The organism is Gilliamella sp. B3127, assembly GCF_026536935.1.
Lineage (GTDB): Bacteria > Pseudomonadota > Gammaproteobacteria > Enterobacterales > Orbaceae > Gilliamella > Gilliamella apicola_E.
Genome location: NZ_JAFNNI010000002.1, coordinates 294,353 through 314,217, shown reverse-complemented (window position 1 = coordinate 314,217; position 19,865 = coordinate 294,353). Strand labels below are relative to the sequence as shown.

The following is a 19,865-nucleotide window of genomic DNA, read 5'->3' as shown; positions in this document are numbered from 1 at the left end:
CTGTTAATGGTTTATTAAGCTCACACTCATTAAAAAACGCTATTATGATAAATAAACAGTTGGCAAAACAATATTTTTCAGGCCAAATTGTTTTAATTCCATAGCAAAATTTTCGATATGTTGTTTTGATGCGCTCTGCCATGTTTTGGCTTCACCTCTCACACCATGATTATGAAATGCATTGATTCTAATTTTTATATTTGCATCAAATTGCTTTAAAAAATTAGCTAAATGTTCGGCGTTATGTTGTAAATCGGTATGCTTAGGAATGATTAGAAATCTGACTTCGTATAATTTATTCATTTTTGCAAGATATTCAATTGACTTTTTAACTCTTAAATTTCCCTTGCTGGTTAATGCTTCATGTACTTGATTATCCCATGCTTTAAGATCAATCATTGCCCCATCCATTACGTTGACTATTTTTTGCCAACCCAATTGAGGTAAATATCCATTACTGTCAACAAAACAGCTTAGGTGTTTTAAATCCTGAGCTTGTTTAATCGCACTAAAAAGCTGTTCAATAAACGCCAGTTGCAGTGTTGCCTCTCCACCGCTTAGGGTTATTCCATTTAAAAAAGGGAGATACTTTCGGATAAGTTTTAAAATATCTTCGATATTGTATCGATAAGTCATCGGTGTTGACTGATAGTTACAAGTGTTTATACAAGTATCGCACTGCTGGCAAGTTGAACTTTGCCAAATGACTTTGTTGTTGATAAATGATAATGATTGATGGGGGCAGGTAGCAACACATTCGCCACACTCCTTACACCGTGAAATAGTATAAGGATTGTGGCAATTTAAACATTTAAAATTGCAGCCTTGTAAAAAGATGACTAACCGGTTTCCCGGTCCATCAACACAAGAAAAGGGTAAAATTTTATTAACGATTGCCCATGACTTGTTCATGGCTTATTACCCTAGGGGTCCTGCATAAGTAACTATTGTTCACTGTATCTTCGGCTGCTTCACTACCTAAAAATGTGGTATTAATCCGCGAACCTTCTTCTTTATATTTTTTGATATCTGATAATCTCACCATATAACCAGTTACACGTACCAGATCATTACCACTGATATTAGCCGTAAATTCACGGAAACCAAATTTAAATGCTGCTTTACAAATTTGTACTAAGGCTAATGGATTATTTTTAATCGTTTCATCAATAGTTAAAATATCACTAATGCCAGATGTATAATATTTATGGTGTTTAAATAATGCCATTATATGGGTAACAGGATCTGGTTCATGTCCATAAGGGATGCGTAAACCAGGTGTTGCACCGCGGTCTGTACTGATACCTGACTGCGCATGTAACATCGCTTTACCTTGCCATGCATGTTTAATTTTATGATTATCAATAAAGTCGGCTAATTGCTTAGAAATTGTGGTAGCTAGTTCATTAGCATCTTCATCAACACCATAGCGACCAGCTAAGTTAGATTTTACTTGTAGAATATTAACCGCTTCAGCCATAGCATAAATACCAAACATTGGTGCAAATCGAGTTGCGTCAATTAGTCCTTCTTTGACTAAAAAACTATTTTGAAAGAAATTCGATTTTTCATAAAGAAATTCTGATCTCGCTTTGATTAAGTTCAATTGCAATTGGCAATAATAAGGCAGGGTATTTTGTAAAAAGTCGGTAATACTGTTACTTTTTAATGCGACTTCTTTTAAATTGATTCTTGATAAAGTGCTACCACCACCCGCAACAGGGAGAGAGTTATAACAACTCACAACACCATAGCCTTGATCATCAAAATCTTTTTTGATCATCATATTATTAGCGATATGTGGTTTTGCTGTTTGGCAGATATTCTCAATTGCTGTATTTAGTAAAGATTCTGGGGTGATATCTTCATCATAAATAAATGTTAAATTAGGCGCAACTTGTTTGAGTTCACGATCAACACGTAAAATTACTCGACAGATCACATTGTCAGTTGGACCAATATTGGCGTGCATAAATGCATCAGGAAGATTGCGATCAAGCATAATCCAAAAACGTTTTAATCGCTGATAAAGCTCTTCTTCTGTTAAATTGCCAACATAAGGTAGTAACACTTTATCCAAACAACCCAAATAAACAGGCATACCAGTGACCGAAGGAACATGATGATAAGCAATTGTCAGCATATTTATGGCATCATCAAAATTTTTTGCAGGCTCAAGCTCTAAATACTCAGATCCTTGTTTAAGGAATTTTGCATAATCTGGTAACACATAACGAGGTTTATACGGTGCATGACCTTCGTACATGTCACAAATTACACGCTCATCTAAAGCTTGCTTAGTTTCACTATCCAAATCAACATAAGGTAAATTATTTTCCGCTGCTAAAGCGAGAAGGTTCGCTTTTTGTTTAGGTGACAGGTTGGGATCGGTCACAATATCGTAACAATTTTTTTGAAATTCTGTCATGTTCATAAATACCTCTATATTACCTATATGTTGAAAGCAAAAAATTAAATTTAATGGCTAATTTATAATACCAATTTTACCCGTGCCATTTATATTCTACATTTCTTTTTTAAAGCCGTTATTTTTCCAAAATGAAATTAACCGGTTCATAATCTGCCGCATTAATTGGTGAGTGCGCTTCAATATATTCTCTTATCACATCCGCGTCTCGGTAACCTGTATCGACATAAGTTGGTGAAGTGTTGATAACGGGATAACCATCTCCACCAGCCGCTAAATAATCTAACGTGGTAATACGATAAGATTTTTGCAAATCAATTGGCTCATTATTAATTTTAATATCGCTAATCGTATTGCCAGCTAGCGTGATATTTTTTAAGTGAGTATAACCACCAGAACCTTGTTTTTTACTTAATGCAACTTTAAGATATTCCACCAATTCACGGCCGGTTAACTCAAAGTAAACAACTGTATTACCAAAAGGCTCAACTTTCAAAATATCACGATAAGTAATATTTCCTTCAATAAGTGAATCACGAATCATACCGCCAGCCATAATGCCAACATCAGCATTCGTTTTTTCAATAAAGGCACTGAGTAACAGCTGTCCCATATTGCTTTGTTGATATCTTACTACACTACGATCACCTTCTAAACGACCGATTAATTCACCTGTTTTAGTGAGTAATTGCTGTTTACCTTGATCTTGATAAGGTTTAAGTGTTTCTAACAATTTTTTATCTTGTTCAATTTCACTAGTGTAGTATTCAAGACGTTTAGTATCGTTGCCATTGTCGACTTCTTTTTTCAAGTTGATAGGAATTAACTGATAATTTTCCAGTGTTATTTTACCGTTTAAAAAGACAAAGTCGGCACGACCAACATATTTACCCCATTCATGAGCTTGAACAATCCAAGTTCCATTTTGTTGATCGGGTGCACATGGTGTGCCAGGAACATACTCAGTAATACGTTTGTTAGGGCTAGTCATACATACAGGGTTTTGAGAGTGACCACCTACAATCATATTTAAATCACCTGGTTTCAATCCCCGTGCTAACTCAACATCACCCGGTGCCATTGAACCATGTTCACCATTTTCATAATGTCCCATATGAGTAACCGCAATAATCATATCTGGGCGCTCATTATTTTTAATTTGACTTATCACCTTCTCTGCTTCAGGCAAGGTTTTGCGAAACTCAACACCGTCAGTATTTTTAGGTGAAGCAAGGAAAATTGTATCATCAGTAGTTAAACCAAATACCGCAACTCTAATGCCATTTAAATCAAACATTTTATAAGCATCGAAAACGCGATTATCAGTATTTTTGAAGTAAGTATTTGCTGATAAAAATGGAAAGTGAGCCCATTTTTGTTGTTCACGAATAACTGCTAAAGGATGATCAAATTCATGGTTACCAACAGCCATTGCATCATAACCAATACTGTTCATACCCATAAAATCAGGTTTAGCTTGTAAAACATCGGATTCAGGAACGCCTGTATTAATGTCACCTCCAGATAGCAGAAGTAATTTCCCACCTTTTTCGGATACTTCTTTTCTAATTTGCTCAACTACAGTTTTTTGAGCAGCTAAACCATATTCACCAATGTCATTTTGCCAAAAATGGCCATGATGGTCATTAGTATGCAAAATAGTAAAAGAATAGGGCTTATCTTTTTCCCAAGTAGGTGCAGTAGATTGCTTGGTTGCAACTGCTGCGAATGAATTAACTGAGAACAGACCTAAAACAATAACTAGTGACAGTTTAAATTTAAAACAATACATGGCATCTCCCAAATCCTTATTAGAGCTATTCCGTAATTACTTTGAAAATCAATTGTGGTTGTTTAGCACTATCACTGATAGTAATATTGTCATACAATTTTTGTTTAATTGCATCAATCTTATCGCTACTTGAATGAATAGTTAATAATGGTTCACCCACTTCAACTTTATCACCCACTTTTTTATGTAAAACAATACCAACTGCTGGATCAATAACGTCTTCTTTAGTTGCTCGTCCAGCACCTAATTGCATTGCCGCAATACCAATTTGGTCGGCAATAATGCGTGATACATAACCTGATTTTTGTGCAGGTAGATCGATTTGGTAAGGGGCATTGGCTAATTTTTCAGGATGATCAACAACAGAGCTATCTCCACCTTGAGCTTCAATTAACGTTTTAAATTTCTCTATCGCTTTACCATTTTTAATGACTTCTTGAAGTTTTTCTCTTGCTTCCTCTAATGTCTTAGCTTTATTGGCTAATACAACCATTTGACTACCAAGCGTTAAAACTAACTCAGTTAAATCAGCAGGACCGTGACCATTTAATGTATCAATGGCCTCTTTAACTTCTAAGGCATTACCAATAGCATAACCTAAAGGTTGAGACATATCTGAGATAATCGCCATGGTTCTACGGCCAATTTGATTACCAATATTAACCATTTCATGTGCTAATTTCTCAGAGTCTTCCATCGTTTTCATTAAAGCACCGTCACCGGTTTTGACATCCAACACAATAGCATCAGCACCCGCAGCCAGTTTTTTACTCATGATTGAACTGGCAATCAGCGGAATAGAGTTAACCGTACCGGTTACATCACGTAATGAATAAAGTTTTTTATCAGCTGGGGTTAAGTTACCTGATTGACCAATAACCGCAACACCTTTTTGGTTAACCTGATCGATAAACTCTTGCTTACCCAATTCGATTTTAAAGCCGGGAATAGTTTCAAATTTATCGGTTGTTCCACCAGTATGGCCTAATCCTCGACCTGACATCTTGGCAACAGGAATATCTAAAGCAGCAACTAATGGTGCTAATACTAAAGTGGTTGTATCACCCACACCTCCGGTTGAATGTTTATCTACTTTAATACCTTTAATTGATGATAGATCAACAGTATCACCGGAATACATCATAGCACTAGTTAAATCAGCACATTCTTTCGAAGTCATACCTTGATAATAAATAGCCATAAGTAAAGCACTTACTTGGTAGTCAGGAATCGTACCATTAGTATAATTGGTAATAAAAAATTGAATTTCTTCGGTAGTTAAGGCATGTCCATCACGTTTTTTTTCAATAATATCTACAAATCTCATTACACTTCTCTCTTAATATCAATAAATCAAATTAGGATTATATTTTTTCATCCATTATATGGATTGATGATAATTCTGATCTTAGCTTCATCACTCTCTTTTATTATTTTCTATCAATTTTTTGATAGTTAAAATTTTCTTATTCAGAAATAATACTAATCTAAATCACTAGGTGAAAAAGACCAAGGCAACAATTCACCGACAGTGGTTTCTTGGATTTTACCATGCATATTTGTCAAAATAACTGGCATATCTTTGGCGCAAAATTCACTAATGACTTGGCGACAAGCTCCACAAGGTGAAATTGGTCCATCAGTATCGCCAATCACAACTAATTTTTTAAATTTTGTTTTACCTTCTGATACCGCCTTAAAAATCGCAGTTCGTTCAGCACAGTTGGCTAGGCCATATGAGGCATTTTCAATATTGCATCCTAAAATAGCTTCATCATCTTCGGTAATTAATACTGCACCTACTTGAAATTTAGAATAGGGTACATAAGCTTTTGAGCGTGCTGTTTTAGCTAGTTCAATTAGTTTTTCAATCTTCATATTCATAATCCTTGTTATCATCAATAGATTTTTAGTTTTGCGATTTTGTTGGTGCTTGTAAATTAAGTTGATATACACCAAAGCCTAAATTATCTTTTTCAATAAACTTAATTGGGTACAATGAATGTTTTTCAATATAGGCTTTGGCTTCTTCAGTAGGGGAAGATTCAAAGCGAATATCCAAATTAATTTTGCTGGTAATTGGTGCAATTCGCCAGTTATTATCAACCTTCACATTCACTTCACCTTGTTTTTTAGTGTGATTAGTAATATAGGCTGAAAGAGTGACCCTTAAATCATCCGGAGAATTAAATTTAACATTTTTACCACCAGTACCAGGGAATGTTCCGGTATAAGCACGATAGTTATTGGTAGCAATTAAAAATGCTTGATTGGAAGCAATAGGTTTTTGTTGATAAGTTAAGTTTACGATACGTTCTGAATCAGGATTAATTAACTGACAATTTCCATCATAACGTGCAGGTTTAGTAATATCAATTTGATAACTCACACCATCAATAGTATCAAAATTATAAGTTCTAAATTTATCCCAATTAATCAAATATTGTGGTTGTGACGAATTGATATCAATTTGATTATAAACACCTGCTGAGCATTCCAACCACTCTTTAACATCTTTACCCGTTATTTTTACTGCAGATAAAATATTAGGATAAAGATAGATATCAGCTGCATTTCTAAAAGTTAAATCACCTTTTTTAACATCAACATAAGCTGAAGGATCGTTTTTACGACCACCAGCTTTAAATGGCGCAATTGCCGATAAAATGGGTAATCCATCCAGATCTGGATCACCTTGAACAAACTGTTTCACATAATCAATTTGCGCATCACTAATAATTTGCAAAGCAGAAGTATCTTCGACTAATGCTAAATAACTATTGATATCGGTTGAAACCTTGCCAATTGGTTTACCAACAAATTCACGGGTACCTTCGTGGTCGTCTCTTAACGCATTCGTAATATTTTTATCTGATTCAACTAATGCTTTTTTATTTTTAATATCAAAGATCGGGCGAGCTTCTGATTTACCAGAAATGACTTTCCAATTAGCTTTATCACCTTCAATAACTAAATCAACTACACCTAAATGACTTCCCCATTGTCCAGGCATTACTGCGGGCACATGATTGATATTTCCGGTACTAATATCAGTATTAGGCAATGATTTAAAATCCTCGCTAGGAAAGACCCCATGAGAATGACCAAACATAATAGCATTAATACCTTCAACTTGGCTTAAATAATAGACTGAATTTTCAGCTAAAGCCTTATATGGTTCGGCAGAAACACCTGAATGCGGAATTGCAACAATGATATTTGCACCTTGCTTTTTCATTTCAGGCACTAATTGTTTCGCGGTTTCAGTGATATCTTTAACAATTACCTTACCTTCCAAATTAAGTTTATCCCACTGCATAATTTGTGGTGGCACAAAACCAATATAACCGATTTTAATAGTGTGTTGTTTACCTTCTCTATCAACGACCGGTTTATCTAAAATAATATATTGCCTAAAGTAAGGTTTATTTGTTTTCGCATCAAAAACATTAGCATTAACATAAGGAAAATTAGCACCAGCTAGACTTTTTTGTAAAAAATCTAAACCAAAATTAAACTCATGATTACCGATGTTACCAACTACATAATCTAGCGTATTAAGTGCTTTATAAACAGGATGAGTCTCACCTTTGTTTAGACCTTTATTCAAAGCATAATCAGCCATTGGACTGCCTTGAATCAAATCGCCGTTATCAACTAAAACACTGTTTTTTACCTCTTTTCGTGCTTGATGAATTAAATTGGCTGTTTTAGCTAAACCAAAAGTATCAATGTACTGATCTTTGAAATAGTCATAATTCATCATATTACCGTGCAAATCGGTAGTTTCTATAATTCTTAAATCTACTGTTGCTGCTTGAAGTGAACCAGATATTAATAGGGTTAGTAGGATTAATCGGGTTTTATTCATATCAATCTCCTATTTCTCTGATGTTGTTAATCATTAACATATAATAAAACGAGATAATTCTTAAATCGTTCAATAATAGCAGGGTGATACTGCTGATCGTTGATTGCCTGTTGTAGACATTGCTTATCATTAATCGTAAAAAAGGCTAAAACGTCATTAAACAAACGTGATTTTTCGGTTGGTTCAATAAATGCAGCATCAATTCCACAAAGTGTAATATCAAACAGTTCCAATCGAGAAAAATGAAAAAAATGCTCAGCGAGCTGATATTCTTTCTCTATATCGGTGCCAAATATGCCTGCGTCATCGGTATTAAGCGTTATTCTAACCCCTCTATCATAAAGTTGTCGAATTGGGTGATTAAGAATATCACCATTTAACTTATTGACTAAAATACGATTACTAGTAAGCGCTATTTCTAAAGTGATCTTGTTATCAATTAAATTCTCAATCAACTTATCATCTTCAATGGCGGCGATACCATGTCCAATACGATTCGCGCCATGTTTAAGCGCTTGGATAATACTTTCAGCAGAATCAATTTCACCAGCATGATAAGATTTTTTTAAATTCAATTTAGAAGCAAGTTGATGGGCTTTTTCAAAATCATCAAAATGACCTGCTTTTTCATTACCTGCGATATTAAATCCGGTAATAAATGGGTGGGGGTTGTTCTCAATAAATTGCAGTGTATCGTATACCACATCGGCACCAAGATGGCGCACGCCAATCACATGGTATCTTACAGTAATATTATGTTCTTTTTGAACATCAATAATCGCTTTATCCATTTGATTAAGCGTTTGTTTAAATCTTTCTTGATCCCAAACTATTTTACCTTCGCTTTCCATGGCACAAATATGATAGGGAGACAAAAATAGCTCGCAATAGATTAACCCTTGCTTGGCATTTCTGCTTAAAAAATCGTAAGTAATTAGGTAATAATCGTCGGGATGTTTAACAAAATTAGAGACAGTATCATAAGTTTGGATAAATGAAACAAAATCGGATTCATCATAATTATATCGACCATTTTTATAATCGGTTGCATTATATTCACCGGGTCGATAGCACAATGAATCAGGAAAAGTCAGATGATTCTTATCGGCTAGTTTTTTTGCCATAAATGGTGTAATACTACCTTCCACATGCTCATGAAGTATAACTTTTGGGATTATTTGCTTATTCATCTAGTTCTAATCTGTTTAAGTATATGCTTATAGGGCACTTGTAAATTATTCATCAGACTAAAGTGATACAACTTTTACAAGCATTTTATTCTACCTTGATAAGACAATTATTTTCCATACATTTTGTGTGACTTATCAATTTCCTTGAAATCAAGTGGCAACAATAGACAGGCAACAAATTAGATGCCTGTCTATTGATGTGGCCAAATTGGTTAATTTAGTCTATCTATTTAATATTAACCTTGCCTTGAGTTTGGTATTAATTTCTGTTCTCAAGAGTATCATTCTTGAAAATAAAGACAAAAATAATAGCAAGTAATAAAGAATATCCTGCAAAAATTAACCAAATTGTACGCCAGTCAATGACACCATTTACAGTGTAAAGATCCACAACAACACCACTGATAGTTGAACCTAAATAAGCCCCAAAACCATTGGTCATAATCATAAATAAACCTTGTGCACTATTACGGATATCTGGTGAAACTGTTTTATCAACGTACATAGAACCTGAAATATTATAGAAATCAAATGCACAACCATAAACAATCATTGACAGAAGAAGTAACGTGAAACCTACAGGTGATGGATCGCCAAAAGCAAATAATCCAAACCGAGCAACCCATGCCAACATACTAATTAACATGACATACTTGATACCAAATCTTTTCATAAAAAATGGTACAAATAAAATAAATACAACTTCTGACATTTGTGAAATAGATAGCAATACTGACGGATATTGCACAACTAAACTATCAGCATATTCCGGAATACTTTTAAATGAAAGTAAGAACGGATTACCAAAAGTATTGGTAATTTGTAAAATACCACCAAGGAAGACTGCAAAGACAAAAAAGATAGCAATTCTAGGTTGTTTAAATAATACAAATGCGTCTAAACCTAAAGAACTTACAAGCGACTTTCTTTTTGACTCATCTTTAGCAATGACAATTAATGGCAATGTTAATGAATATAGGCTGAGTAAAATCGAACCGCCAGCTGCAATATAGAGCTGTACATTGCTTAATCCAACTTTTAAGAAACTAACAAGCCACATAGCAACAATGAAGCCGATAGTACCAAAAATTCTTATACTAGGGAATTGCGATATAACATCAAGACCTTCTGATTCTAAACAAGAATAAGAAATTGAGTTAGAAATCGCGATAGTTGGCATAAATGCTAAACAATGAATTAAAATTACCACGACCATCATAAATGGTGTTGTGACTGAAGCGGCAATAAAAAGGGTTATTGCGCCAAATAAGTGACAAAGCATGAATAAACGATTAGCAGGAATCCATCTATCTGCCACAACACCAAGCAGACCTGGCATAAATAAGGATGCTATGCCCATAGTACCATAAACTGTACCTACTGTTGTTCCAGTAAAATGCAAGGTCTCCATCATGTAAGAGCCTAAAGTTATAAGCCAGCTACCCCAGATAAAAAATTGCAAGAAAAATATAACTTTAAGTTTGAACTTAATATTCATTTCGTTTCCTTATTAAATGAGTTCTCTTCTAACCTATTAGATAAAATTAATGAATAAATAAAAATTGTTATTACTATCGATGCGTTAGTTATAACGTTAAACACATTTACTGATAAAATTGATTAATGACAGTCAATGTAAAACTTTTATTTCTTAAACAAAAAAAATGGCAGAAATTCTGCCATTAATTTAATCTGAATTGAGTAATACCGACTCTAACGCAACAGTAATCATCTCTTTGAAGCCTAGCTGGCGTTCTTCGGAAGACATCGCTTCGCCTTTTCGAATATGATCTGATACCGTACAAATCGCCAACGCTTTTGCGCCATATTCAGCCGCCACACCATAAATACCAGCAGCTTCCATTTCGACACCTAAAATATTGTATTTTTCCATGATATCGAAAAGATCAGGCTCAACGCTATAAAACAGATCAGCTGAGAAAATATTACCAACCTTCACATTAACATTTAAATCTTTAGCTGCATTAACTGCATTACAAACAAGATCAAAGTCAGCGATGGCAGCAAAATCATGATCTTTAAAACGCAAACGATTCACTTTAGAATCCGTACAAGCGCCCATACCAATAACAACATCACCAAGATTAACATTTGGACTAATTGCACCACACGAACCGATACGAATAATGTTTTTAACACCATAAAACTTAATCAATTCGGTTGTATAAATAGAACAAGATGGGATACCCATTCCATGCCCCATAACAGAAACTTGTTTACCTTTATACTGACCAGTAAAACCGAGCATTCCTCTTACATTCGTTACTTCTTTAGCATTATCTAAAAAAGTTTCGGCAATAAACTTAGCTCGTAATGGATCGCCGGGCATTAATACCGTTTGAGCAAAAGCACCATCGGCGGCGTTGATATGAGGGGTAGGCATTTAACTCTCCTGATTTATTACTAAAAAACGTCCTAAACAATTGCTATTTACGAATAAATGACTTGCCATAATCCATTGGTGACAAATCAAAATAATCAGCAACACTTTGACCAATGTCAGCAAATGTTTCACGATGACCTAATGATCCAGCTGGAACACTATCACCATAAACTAAAACTGGAATATGCTCACGAGTATGATCCGTACCAGGCCACGTTGGATCACAACCATGATCGGCACTAATAATTAAAAGATCGCCTGGTTCAATAAGGGCTAACATCTCAGGTAAACGGCGATCAAAATATTCTAAAGCCGCAGCGTAGCCTGCAACATCACGTCGATGACCATAAGATGAGTCAAAATCAACGAAATTGGTAAACACAATCGTGTTATCTTTCGCTTGTTTGATTTCTTCTAGCGTAGCATTGAATAAAGCCTCAATACCTGTAGCTTTAACTTTCTTAGTGATACCTACTTCGGCATAAATATCGGCAATTTTACCGATTGATACAACAGTACCCTGTTTTTCTTCAACCAGCTTTTTAATCATTGTTGGAGCTGGTGGTTCAACGGCTAAATCATGACGATTACCAGTACGCACAAATTCACCTGGCTTATTACCTAAAAATGGACGAGCAATAACGCGGCCGATATTATAATCGCCTTTATTAAGCTCATCACGAGCTATCTCACAAACCTCATAAAGTTTATCAAGACCGAAAGTCTCTTCATGGCAGGCAATTTGAAAAACAGAATCAGCAGAGGTATAAAAAATAGGTTTACCAGAAGCCATATGCTCAAGCCCAAGCTCATCAAGAATCACTGTACCTGATGAATGACAATCACCAAGATAACCAGGCAAGTTAGCACGTTTAACAATATTATCTAATAATTCTTTAGGAAAACTATTGGTAGTATTGGTAAAATAGCCCCAATCAAACAGAACGGGAACACCCGCGATTTCCCAGTGACCTGAAGGCGTATCTTTACCCGACGAAATCTCACTGGCAAAGCCATAAGCACCAATAACTTCACCTTCGGTAGCCATTCCTTTAGGGTATGAACCAGTTGATTCATAAGCGGCTTCTATCAAACCTAACTTTCCTAAATTAGGTAATTTTAATGGGCCTTGACGACCATGATCTGCATTACCTGAAGCACAAGCTTCGGCAATATGGCCTAAGGTATCAGAACCTTCATCACCATATTTTTTTGCATCTTCAGCACCGCCGATCCCAAAGGAATCGAGGATCATAATAAAAACTCTTTTCATAATTTCCTCTAAATCACAACTACCACTAAATATTGCAACAATCTTAAAACATAAAGTTATATAAAACCGTGATCGATAACTTATTTTTTAAATTTCATTAATAATAACGTCTACCACAAGGTTGAGTAAAATAGATTTTAACTAAATTTATAAAAAAGATCGTTTGGGTAGCTATAATACATGATAAAAAAAAACAAAAAAGGGAAAGTGTCCAATTTGTAGACTATTTGTCTAATCTTTTGACACATATATCAACCTAAAAGTAGTTAAGATCATTAAAAAAAATTTTAATGCATAAAAGATCGTTTTGCGTTGTGATAATATAGCAAATAAATAAACAATCGACACAATAGAATAAATTGCTTTATCAAAATAGATAAAGGCATTGATTTGATACTTTTAAATAAAAAAAGGCATAAAAAATGCCGAATAAAACTAATTTAATTGAATTTAAAAGTATTTCTAATAAAAGGTAGTCATTAATGAACCAAAAAATTCCTAACACATTTGCTTTAGATGTATATGCCAACCAAGTAGAAACAGTCGAAACTGTGGAACAGCTAATGCAAGTTTGGAAAACTAATACCGACAGTCAACCAATTATGATTATTGGACAAGGTAGTAATACACTATTTACTGAAAATTTTGCTGGTACAATCATTGTTAATCGAATTAAAGGATTAACTATAACCGAAACCCCAACACACTGGCATTTAAAAGTGGGTGCGGGTGAATATTGGCATGATCTAGTTGCTAACACCATTAATCAAAACATTCCTGGTCTTGAAAACTTAGCTCTAATACCAGGATGTGTAGGATCTGCACCAATTCAAAATATTGGCGCTTATGGCATTGAATTTCAAAAAGTAGCCGATTATGTCGAATTACTTGAATTTGCAACGGGTAAAATTATTCGCGTAACTGACGGCCAATATGGCTATCGTGAAAGCATCTTCAAACAAAAATATGCTAATGGTTATGCGGTTGTATATGTTGGCATCACATTACCAAAACAATGGAGCCCGGTGTTAACTTATGGTGAATTAAGGAATTTTGATCCAGAAAGTGTCACCCCAAGAATGATCTTCGACAAAGTGTGCGAAATCCGTCGTAGCAAACTGCCTGATCCTAATGTATTAGGAAATGGTGGAAGCTTTTTTAAAAACCCAGTAGTAGACAAAAAATTTGCTGATAAACTACTTGAAAAATATCCAACAATGCCAATATATCCACAAACAAATGATCAAATAAAATTAGCTGCTGGCTGGTTAATTGATCAGTGTGGTCTAAAAGGCTATCAAATTGGTGGTGCAGCAGTGCATCAACAACAAGCTCTTGTATTAGTCAATAAAGATAATGCGACAGCGCAAGATGTCGTTGCGTTAGCGCGTTATATCATAAATGCAGTATTACAAAAGTTCTCGGTGCACCTCTCGCCTGAAATTCGATTTATGGGCGCAACTGGTGAGATTGACGTGGATAAATTTCTATAACGTAAATAACGTTTATTAGACAATAAAACAGCTTATATACAACAAAATTATGAAACATTCGTATTCATTTCCTATTTTATTAACAAGTTTATTATTTGTAACCATCGCCTTATCGGCACTTAATACCCAAGTGCCACTTTGGCTAGTACGTGAACATTTTTCACTAGGACAAATAGGTTTAGTCGGCTCAAGTTACTTTACAGGTAACTTAGTGGGAACGATTATGGCAAATTGGTTTATTAGCCGATTTAACGCCAGATTCACTTACACCTATAGTTGTATTATCTTTGCGATTGCAACTATTGGATTAAGCTTCTCAATGGATTTTTACAGTTGGGCGATATGGCGATTTTTTGTTGGTATTGCCTGTGCTGTTACTTGGGTGGTCATCGAAAGTTGCATATTAGTCACGGGAACAGTTCGTACCCGTGGTAAAATGCTGGCGGTATATCTAACGACCTACTACTTAGGTACTGTTTTAGGGCAAGCATTGCTCCAATACTTTCCACAAAACGTGCTCTATTTTGGTCTAGTTATTGCTGTATTGATGGGACTGGCAATTTTATTTATATTACTAACCCATTACAAATTACCGAAAAAGAAAAAAAGCAGTTTCAACATCATTCCCATGATATTGTATAAACCTTCTCGAGTTGGTTTAATTGGTTGTGCGATTGCAGGTATGTTAATTGGGTCACTGTACTCCCTAATGCCTGCATACTACTCACATCTAGGTTATACAGATAACCAAGTCGCCAATTGGATGGTTTTACTAATCCTTTCAGGTGTGATTGCGCAAATGCCTGCCAACTGGTGTGCAGACAAATTTGGTCGTCGCATTGTTTTATTGGTTGAATCAATCTTAATGATGATAGCTTGTTGTTTACTGATATTTAACCTCTATGGCGTATTAGCTATCATTTTACTTGGTGCGACCATTTACACTATCTACCCAATCTCAATGGCGTGGGCTTGCTCATGTGTTCGCAAACAAGAAATTGTATCAATGAATCAAGCTATGCTATTAACCAATACACTTGGTAGCCTAGTTGCGCCAGCGATAATTGCCTTTATAATGGACACATTTAACAATACCTATTTATTTATTAGTTTTGCTATAATTTCGCTTTACTTTATTGTTTTATTATCACTTAAAAAGTGAGGGTATAATGCGCAGTAACCAAAATCCATTGAAATTAATCAATATATTAGCTGATGGACAGTTTCACTCCGGTGAAGAACTTGCCAACCAATTTGGAATAACGCGAGCTGGCATCAACAAATATATCAAAGTGCTACGGGAATGGGGGATCACCTTATCGTCTGTGCAAGGTAAAGGTTACTGCTTAGCATCACCCATAGATCTACTTGATAAAGTTAAAATCGACAAAGACTATGGTGCTGATAGTCATGTGGAAGTACTGCCTATCATTGAATCAACCAACCAATATCTATTAGATAATATTGAAAAATTACAAACTGGCGACAGTTGTGTTGCTGAGTTTCAATCTAAAGCGCGAGGCAGGCGAGGGCGACAATGGTTTGCACCATTTGGCAGTAATCTCTATTTCTCAATGTATTGGCGACTTGAACAGGGCATCGCAGCAGCCATGGGGCTAAGCTTAGTCGTTGGTGTTGTGATAGCCGATACGTTACGAGAAATCTCTGGGCAAGATATTAAAGTAAAATGGCCAAATGACCTCTATCTTAATGACCAAAAACTTGCAGGCATATTAGTTGAACTTGCAGGCAAAACGGGAGACTGTGCGCATGTTGTTATTGGTGTTGGAGTCAACCTAATGATGAATAATCCCGATACAACTATCGTCAACCAAAAGTGGGCTAATTTAGGTAAAGTTGATCGCAATTTATTAGTGGCAAAAGTTGCGAAAAATCTAAAATTAAAACTTCGAGACTTCGAACAACATGGACTAACACCGTTTCTTAACGATTGGCAACGACTCGACAATTTTGTAGGGCGTCCTGTTAAATTATTAATTGGTGACGATGTAATCCGTGGCGCAGCCAAAGGTATCAATGAACAGGGTGCGTTACTCTTAGACCAAAATGGCAAAACGAACGCATATATTGGTGGCGAAATCTCATTACGTAGTGATGAGTAAAATATCTACCGGTAATTGATTAACATGAATTACCGCAAAGTATATCTTATGAGCGGGAATAAATCGGTACAATAGGTAAGCAGCAAAAAATAATGCAGCTCTAAATCCCTTTTTATCTTGACTTAACCATTTAATAAATTTCAAATTATATTGATAATCTCGCCTTAAACCAACTGTTTAAAAAAGCACAAAAAAAATTGGTGGAATTTTTTATTTTGGTATTTTAATTAATAAACAATAGGTTATAATTAGGGTGTTCCCTATATGCATAGGGGTAAACCCCGTCATTATCTATTGGGAACAACCCGAATTAAGTGTTCCCTATATGCATAGGGATAAACCGTTCATACCAATCAGCCAATCGGCTTTGTCTCGGTGTTCCCTATATACATAGGGATAAACCGCATCGATCGAGCAAGTAAAAAATTAGACGAGTATTCTCTATAAGTAGCGATAAACGATTTGTATATGAATCGCAGTGGTTAACTCCAAATCGTTCCATTTAAATAAGGATTTACCAGAAGGGATTGCGTACAGCATCCCTTCTTTAATAGGTTTAAGAATAAAAGATAGATTACGCCATTATAAAAAGTTCGAAAACTTATCCTTTAAAAAAACAGTTAAAATAAGCTGTTCACCCTTATTTTTTAACCTTAAGCAATCTTAACGCATTGGCTGTAACAATCGCTGTGGTACCCGAATCGGCTAATACTGCAAGCCAAAGCCCAGTAATACCAAACAAACTAGTAATTAAAAATACCAACTTAATTCCTAAGGCAATTGTAATATTTTGTTTGATATTACGATTAGCGAAGCGAGTTAAACGTATTAATTTAGGTAAACTTAATAAACTATTTTTGGTTAAAGCGGCATCGGCTGTTTCAAGTGCAACATCAGTACCACTACCCATAGCAATACCGACAGTTGCAGCCTTCATAGCAGGAGAATCATTAATTCCATCACCAATCATCGCAATAGACGTATGTTGACCTATTTTTTCGATTTCTGCTAGCTTATCTGCTGGCAACAACTCAGCACGATAATCTATACCCAATTGTCCTGCAATTGCTTTTGCTGCACGTTGATTGTCGCCGGTTAACATCAATGTTTGTAAACCAAGTTGCTTAAGCTCAGTTATAGCAGCTAAAGCATCACTTCGTAGCACATCTTGCAAAGCAATAATCCCCAACAACTGCTGATGGGTTGTAACCACCACAACGGTCTTACCACCATTTTCGAGTTGAGTGATAGTTTCAGCATCTTTAGCACTTATAGCCGTTGATACGGTTTCAATCTTATTAGGAGATACAATAAAGTAAATTTGTTGATCTAATTCACCTTGAATCCCAACGCCAGCAATCGCCTTACGATTTTGGGCTTCTTCAAAATGGATCTGTTTTTGCTTAACATAATCAACTAAAGCCTTAGCTAAAGGATGGTGTGATCCACTTTCAATCGAGGCAACAATTGTTAACAACTCCTCGCTAGAACAATGAAGATTAATGACATCAGTTACCTGTGGCTTACCCTCAGTTAATGTTCCTGTCTTATCAAATGCCACCATCTTAATTGAGCCAATATGCTCAAGTGCTGCTCCGCCCTTAATCAACACCCCATGTTTGGCTGCGGTTGACAAAGCCGACGTAATAACAGCGGGGGTAGATATCACTAATGCACAAGGACAACCAATTAACAACAACGTCAATCCTCGATAAATCCAAGTATACCAATCGGCACCCGTCAACAATGGTGGAATTATTACCACCAAAAACGCAAATAGCGTAATTGCTGGAGTATAATAACGACTAAACTTATCGATAAAACGCTCAATAGGCGCTTTACGATCTTCGGCATCCTCAATCAATTGCAAAATCCGATCAACGGCATTTTGTCCTGATTCCGAAATTACCTTGAGTTGAATAGTATTATCCACCACTAATGACCCTGCTAAAATTTTATCACCACTTAAATAATTAACTGGAATCGACTCACCTGTTAATGCGCTCTCATCAATGCTGGCTTGTTCGCTAACCAAAATAACATCAGCAGGTAATCGTCCACCAGATGAAATTTCAATAATATCATTAGGTTTTAACGTATGGCTGGCAACTGTTTTTCTTTTACCATCAATAATAATCACCGTTTCATCAGGCATCAATTCTACTAGTGACGAAATTCCTTTTTTCGCCTTACTCGTTGCAAAGCCCTCGAGCATCTCACCGATCATAAATAAAAAGATCACCATGGTAGCTTCTTCCGCTGCTCCAATAAACAGCGCACCAAGAGCGGATATACTCATTAACGACTCAATTGCAAATGGAGTGCCACTACGGGTTAAAACAATCGCCTCCTTCAAAATGGGGATAATTCCAACAATAGCAGTCACAATAAAGGCATATTCGCCAGCTGTATGATTCACCAACAAAATAAGATAACTTACTACAATTAAAGTACCTAAAACGGCTAACGGAATAAATGCTTTTTTATCAAAATTATGTGAATGTTCGTGGTGATGGGATTGGTTAGGTGATGCCTCAAAAATTGGGGTATAACCTAATTCTACGACTTTATCTTCAATCATCTTTATTACCGCATCATCATGCTTTGGAACAAAAACGATTAACTTTTCGGTTGAAAAAATAATTTTGGTTTGATTAATATTGGGCAGTGTCTTAACACTGTTTTCGATTTTACTTGCGCAATGTGCGCAATCCATACCTTGAATTTTCCAAGTTAATTTAACGCCTTGGCAACTCCGCTCAGGCTCTTCGGGAGGATCTTCAATCTCATGTCCATGTCCATGATTATGTCCATCACAAGATACTGTTGGACTTTCGTTATGAGAATCATGCATATGATTATGTGCAATATTATGACAATCTCCATGACAATGGTCGTGATTATCGTGATGGGATTGCGTAGATTTGTTATTATATAACATAACGTTACCTCTATTCGTGGATGATTTTTATTGTACGCTCAAAAAAACAAAAAGAAATATTTTTAACCCACTTTTCTAAAAAAAGTTGAGGAGTGGAGTTTTTGAAGTCATAAATTACGTTTAAACATTATTAAATGATCAAAATCGCTAATTTCAAAAATTAGAATAAATTAATAGGATCATTAATTACATTTTTAAAGATTTGTAATTTTAATATATTCAATTAAAACAGCGTATAGTGAATTATTATTTAGATCTTTTTTAGATCGTCTTTACGAAAGTTAACACAATTGAGTGAAAAAAAGTGTTGCATCGTGTTTTTCCAATCACTATACTTTTTACACGGTTTT

14 protein-coding genes are annotated in these 19,865 nt (G+C 35.4%); 3 read left to right on the top strand and 11 right to left on the bottom strand.

The annotated features are described in order from the left end of the window. Positions 1-42: 42 nt before the first annotated feature. The 10 genes from J3U00_RS04505 to J3U00_RS04460 all read right to left on the bottom strand — a co-directional run bounded on the left by J3U00_RS04505 (position 43) and on the right by J3U00_RS04460 (position 12,958). The gene (locus J3U00_RS04505) at positions 43-912 is read right to left on the bottom strand and encodes a YjjW family glycine radical enzyme activase (protein ID WP_267331707.1); all 870 of its coding nucleotides are present in this window, start codon (positions 910-912) and stop codon (positions 43-45) included. After that, on the bottom strand, positions 887-2,434 hold the full coding sequence (locus tag J3U00_RS04500; RefSeq protein WP_416379876.1) for a YjjI family glycine radical enzyme: 1,548 nt from the start codon (positions 2,432-2,434) through the stop codon (positions 887-889). Before J3U00_RS04500 ends, J3U00_RS04505 begins: the two co-directional genes overlap by 26 nt. A 112-nt stretch (positions 2,435-2,546) precedes the next feature. Then, positions 2,547-4,220, bottom strand: a complete 1,674-nt coding sequence (gene ushA, locus J3U00_RS04495) for a bifunctional UDP-sugar hydrolase/5'-nucleotidase UshA (RefSeq protein ID WP_267331705.1) — start codon at positions 4,218-4,220, stop codon at positions 2,547-2,549. Positions 4,221-4,245: 25 nt separating this feature from the next. After that, complete coding sequence (locus J3U00_RS04490) at positions 4,246-5,547, bottom strand: pyrimidine-nucleoside phosphorylase (RefSeq protein ID WP_220225801.1); 1,302 nt, start codon at positions 5,545-5,547, stop codon at positions 4,246-4,248. Positions 5,548-5,702: 155 nt separating this feature from the next. Beyond that, positions 5,703-6,104, bottom strand: coding sequence for a cytidine deaminase (locus J3U00_RS04485; RefSeq protein WP_176713943.1), 402 nt, complete (start codon positions 6,102-6,104; stop codon positions 5,703-5,705). 25 nt (positions 6,105-6,129) lie between these two features. Then, a complete protein-coding gene (locus J3U00_RS04480) occupies positions 6,130-8,091 on the bottom strand; it encodes a bifunctional 2',3'-cyclic-nucleotide 2'-phosphodiesterase/3'-nucleotidase (protein ID WP_267331704.1) in 1,962 nt (653 codons plus the stop codon). Between the two features lie 26 nt (positions 8,092-8,117). After that, positions 8,118-9,281: an adenosine deaminase gene (gene add, locus J3U00_RS04475; RefSeq protein WP_267331703.1), complete on the bottom strand. Its 1,164-nt coding sequence runs from the start codon at positions 9,279-9,281 to the stop codon at positions 8,118-8,120. Positions 9,282-9,540: 259 nt separating this feature from the next. Further along, entirely contained in the window at positions 9,541-10,779 is a 1,239-nt protein-coding gene (locus tag J3U00_RS04470; RefSeq protein ID WP_267330651.1) for a nucleoside permease, read from the bottom strand. A 189-nt stretch (positions 10,780-10,968) separates the two neighbouring features. Continuing rightward, entirely contained in the window at positions 10,969-11,685 is a 717-nt protein-coding gene (gene deoD, locus J3U00_RS04465) for a purine-nucleoside phosphorylase (RefSeq protein ID WP_065733811.1), read from the bottom strand. Positions 11,686-11,728: 43 nt separating this feature from the next. Next, on the bottom strand, positions 11,729-12,958 hold the full coding sequence (locus tag J3U00_RS04460) for a phosphopentomutase (protein ID WP_065563162.1): 1,230 nt from the start codon (positions 12,956-12,958) through the stop codon (positions 11,729-11,731). Between the two features lie 482 nt (positions 12,959-13,440). Here J3U00_RS04460 and murB point away from each other — a divergent pair, with 482 nt between their 5' ends. The 3 genes from murB to birA are packed head-to-tail and all read left to right on the top strand — an operon-like array spanning position 13,441 to position 16,574. Continuing rightward, positions 13,441-14,451 carry a UDP-N-acetylmuramate dehydrogenase gene (gene murB / locus J3U00_RS04455; protein WP_267331702.1) on the top strand — a complete coding sequence of 337 codons (1,011 nt, stop codon included), beginning with the start codon at positions 13,441-13,443 and terminating at the stop codon, positions 14,449-14,451. A gap of 49 nt (positions 14,452-14,500) precedes the next feature. Next, on the top strand, positions 14,501-15,613 hold the full coding sequence (locus J3U00_RS04450; protein ID WP_267331701.1) for an MFS transporter: 1,113 nt from the start codon (positions 14,501-14,503) through the stop codon (positions 15,611-15,613). 7 nt (positions 15,614-15,620) lie between these two features. Further along, positions 15,621-16,574, top strand: coding sequence for a bifunctional biotin--[acetyl-CoA-carboxylase] ligase/biotin operon repressor BirA (birA, locus tag J3U00_RS04445; RefSeq protein WP_267331700.1), 954 nt, complete (start codon positions 15,621-15,623; stop codon positions 16,572-16,574). Positions 16,575-17,214: 640 nt separating this feature from the next. Here birA and J3U00_RS04440 read toward each other — a convergent pair. Beyond that, the gene (locus J3U00_RS04440; RefSeq protein WP_267331699.1) at positions 17,215-19,515 is read right to left on the bottom strand and encodes a zinc/cadmium/mercury/lead-transporting ATPase; all 2,301 of its coding nucleotides are present in this window, start codon (positions 19,513-19,515) and stop codon (positions 17,215-17,217) included. Positions 19,516-19,865: the final 350 nt, after the last annotated feature.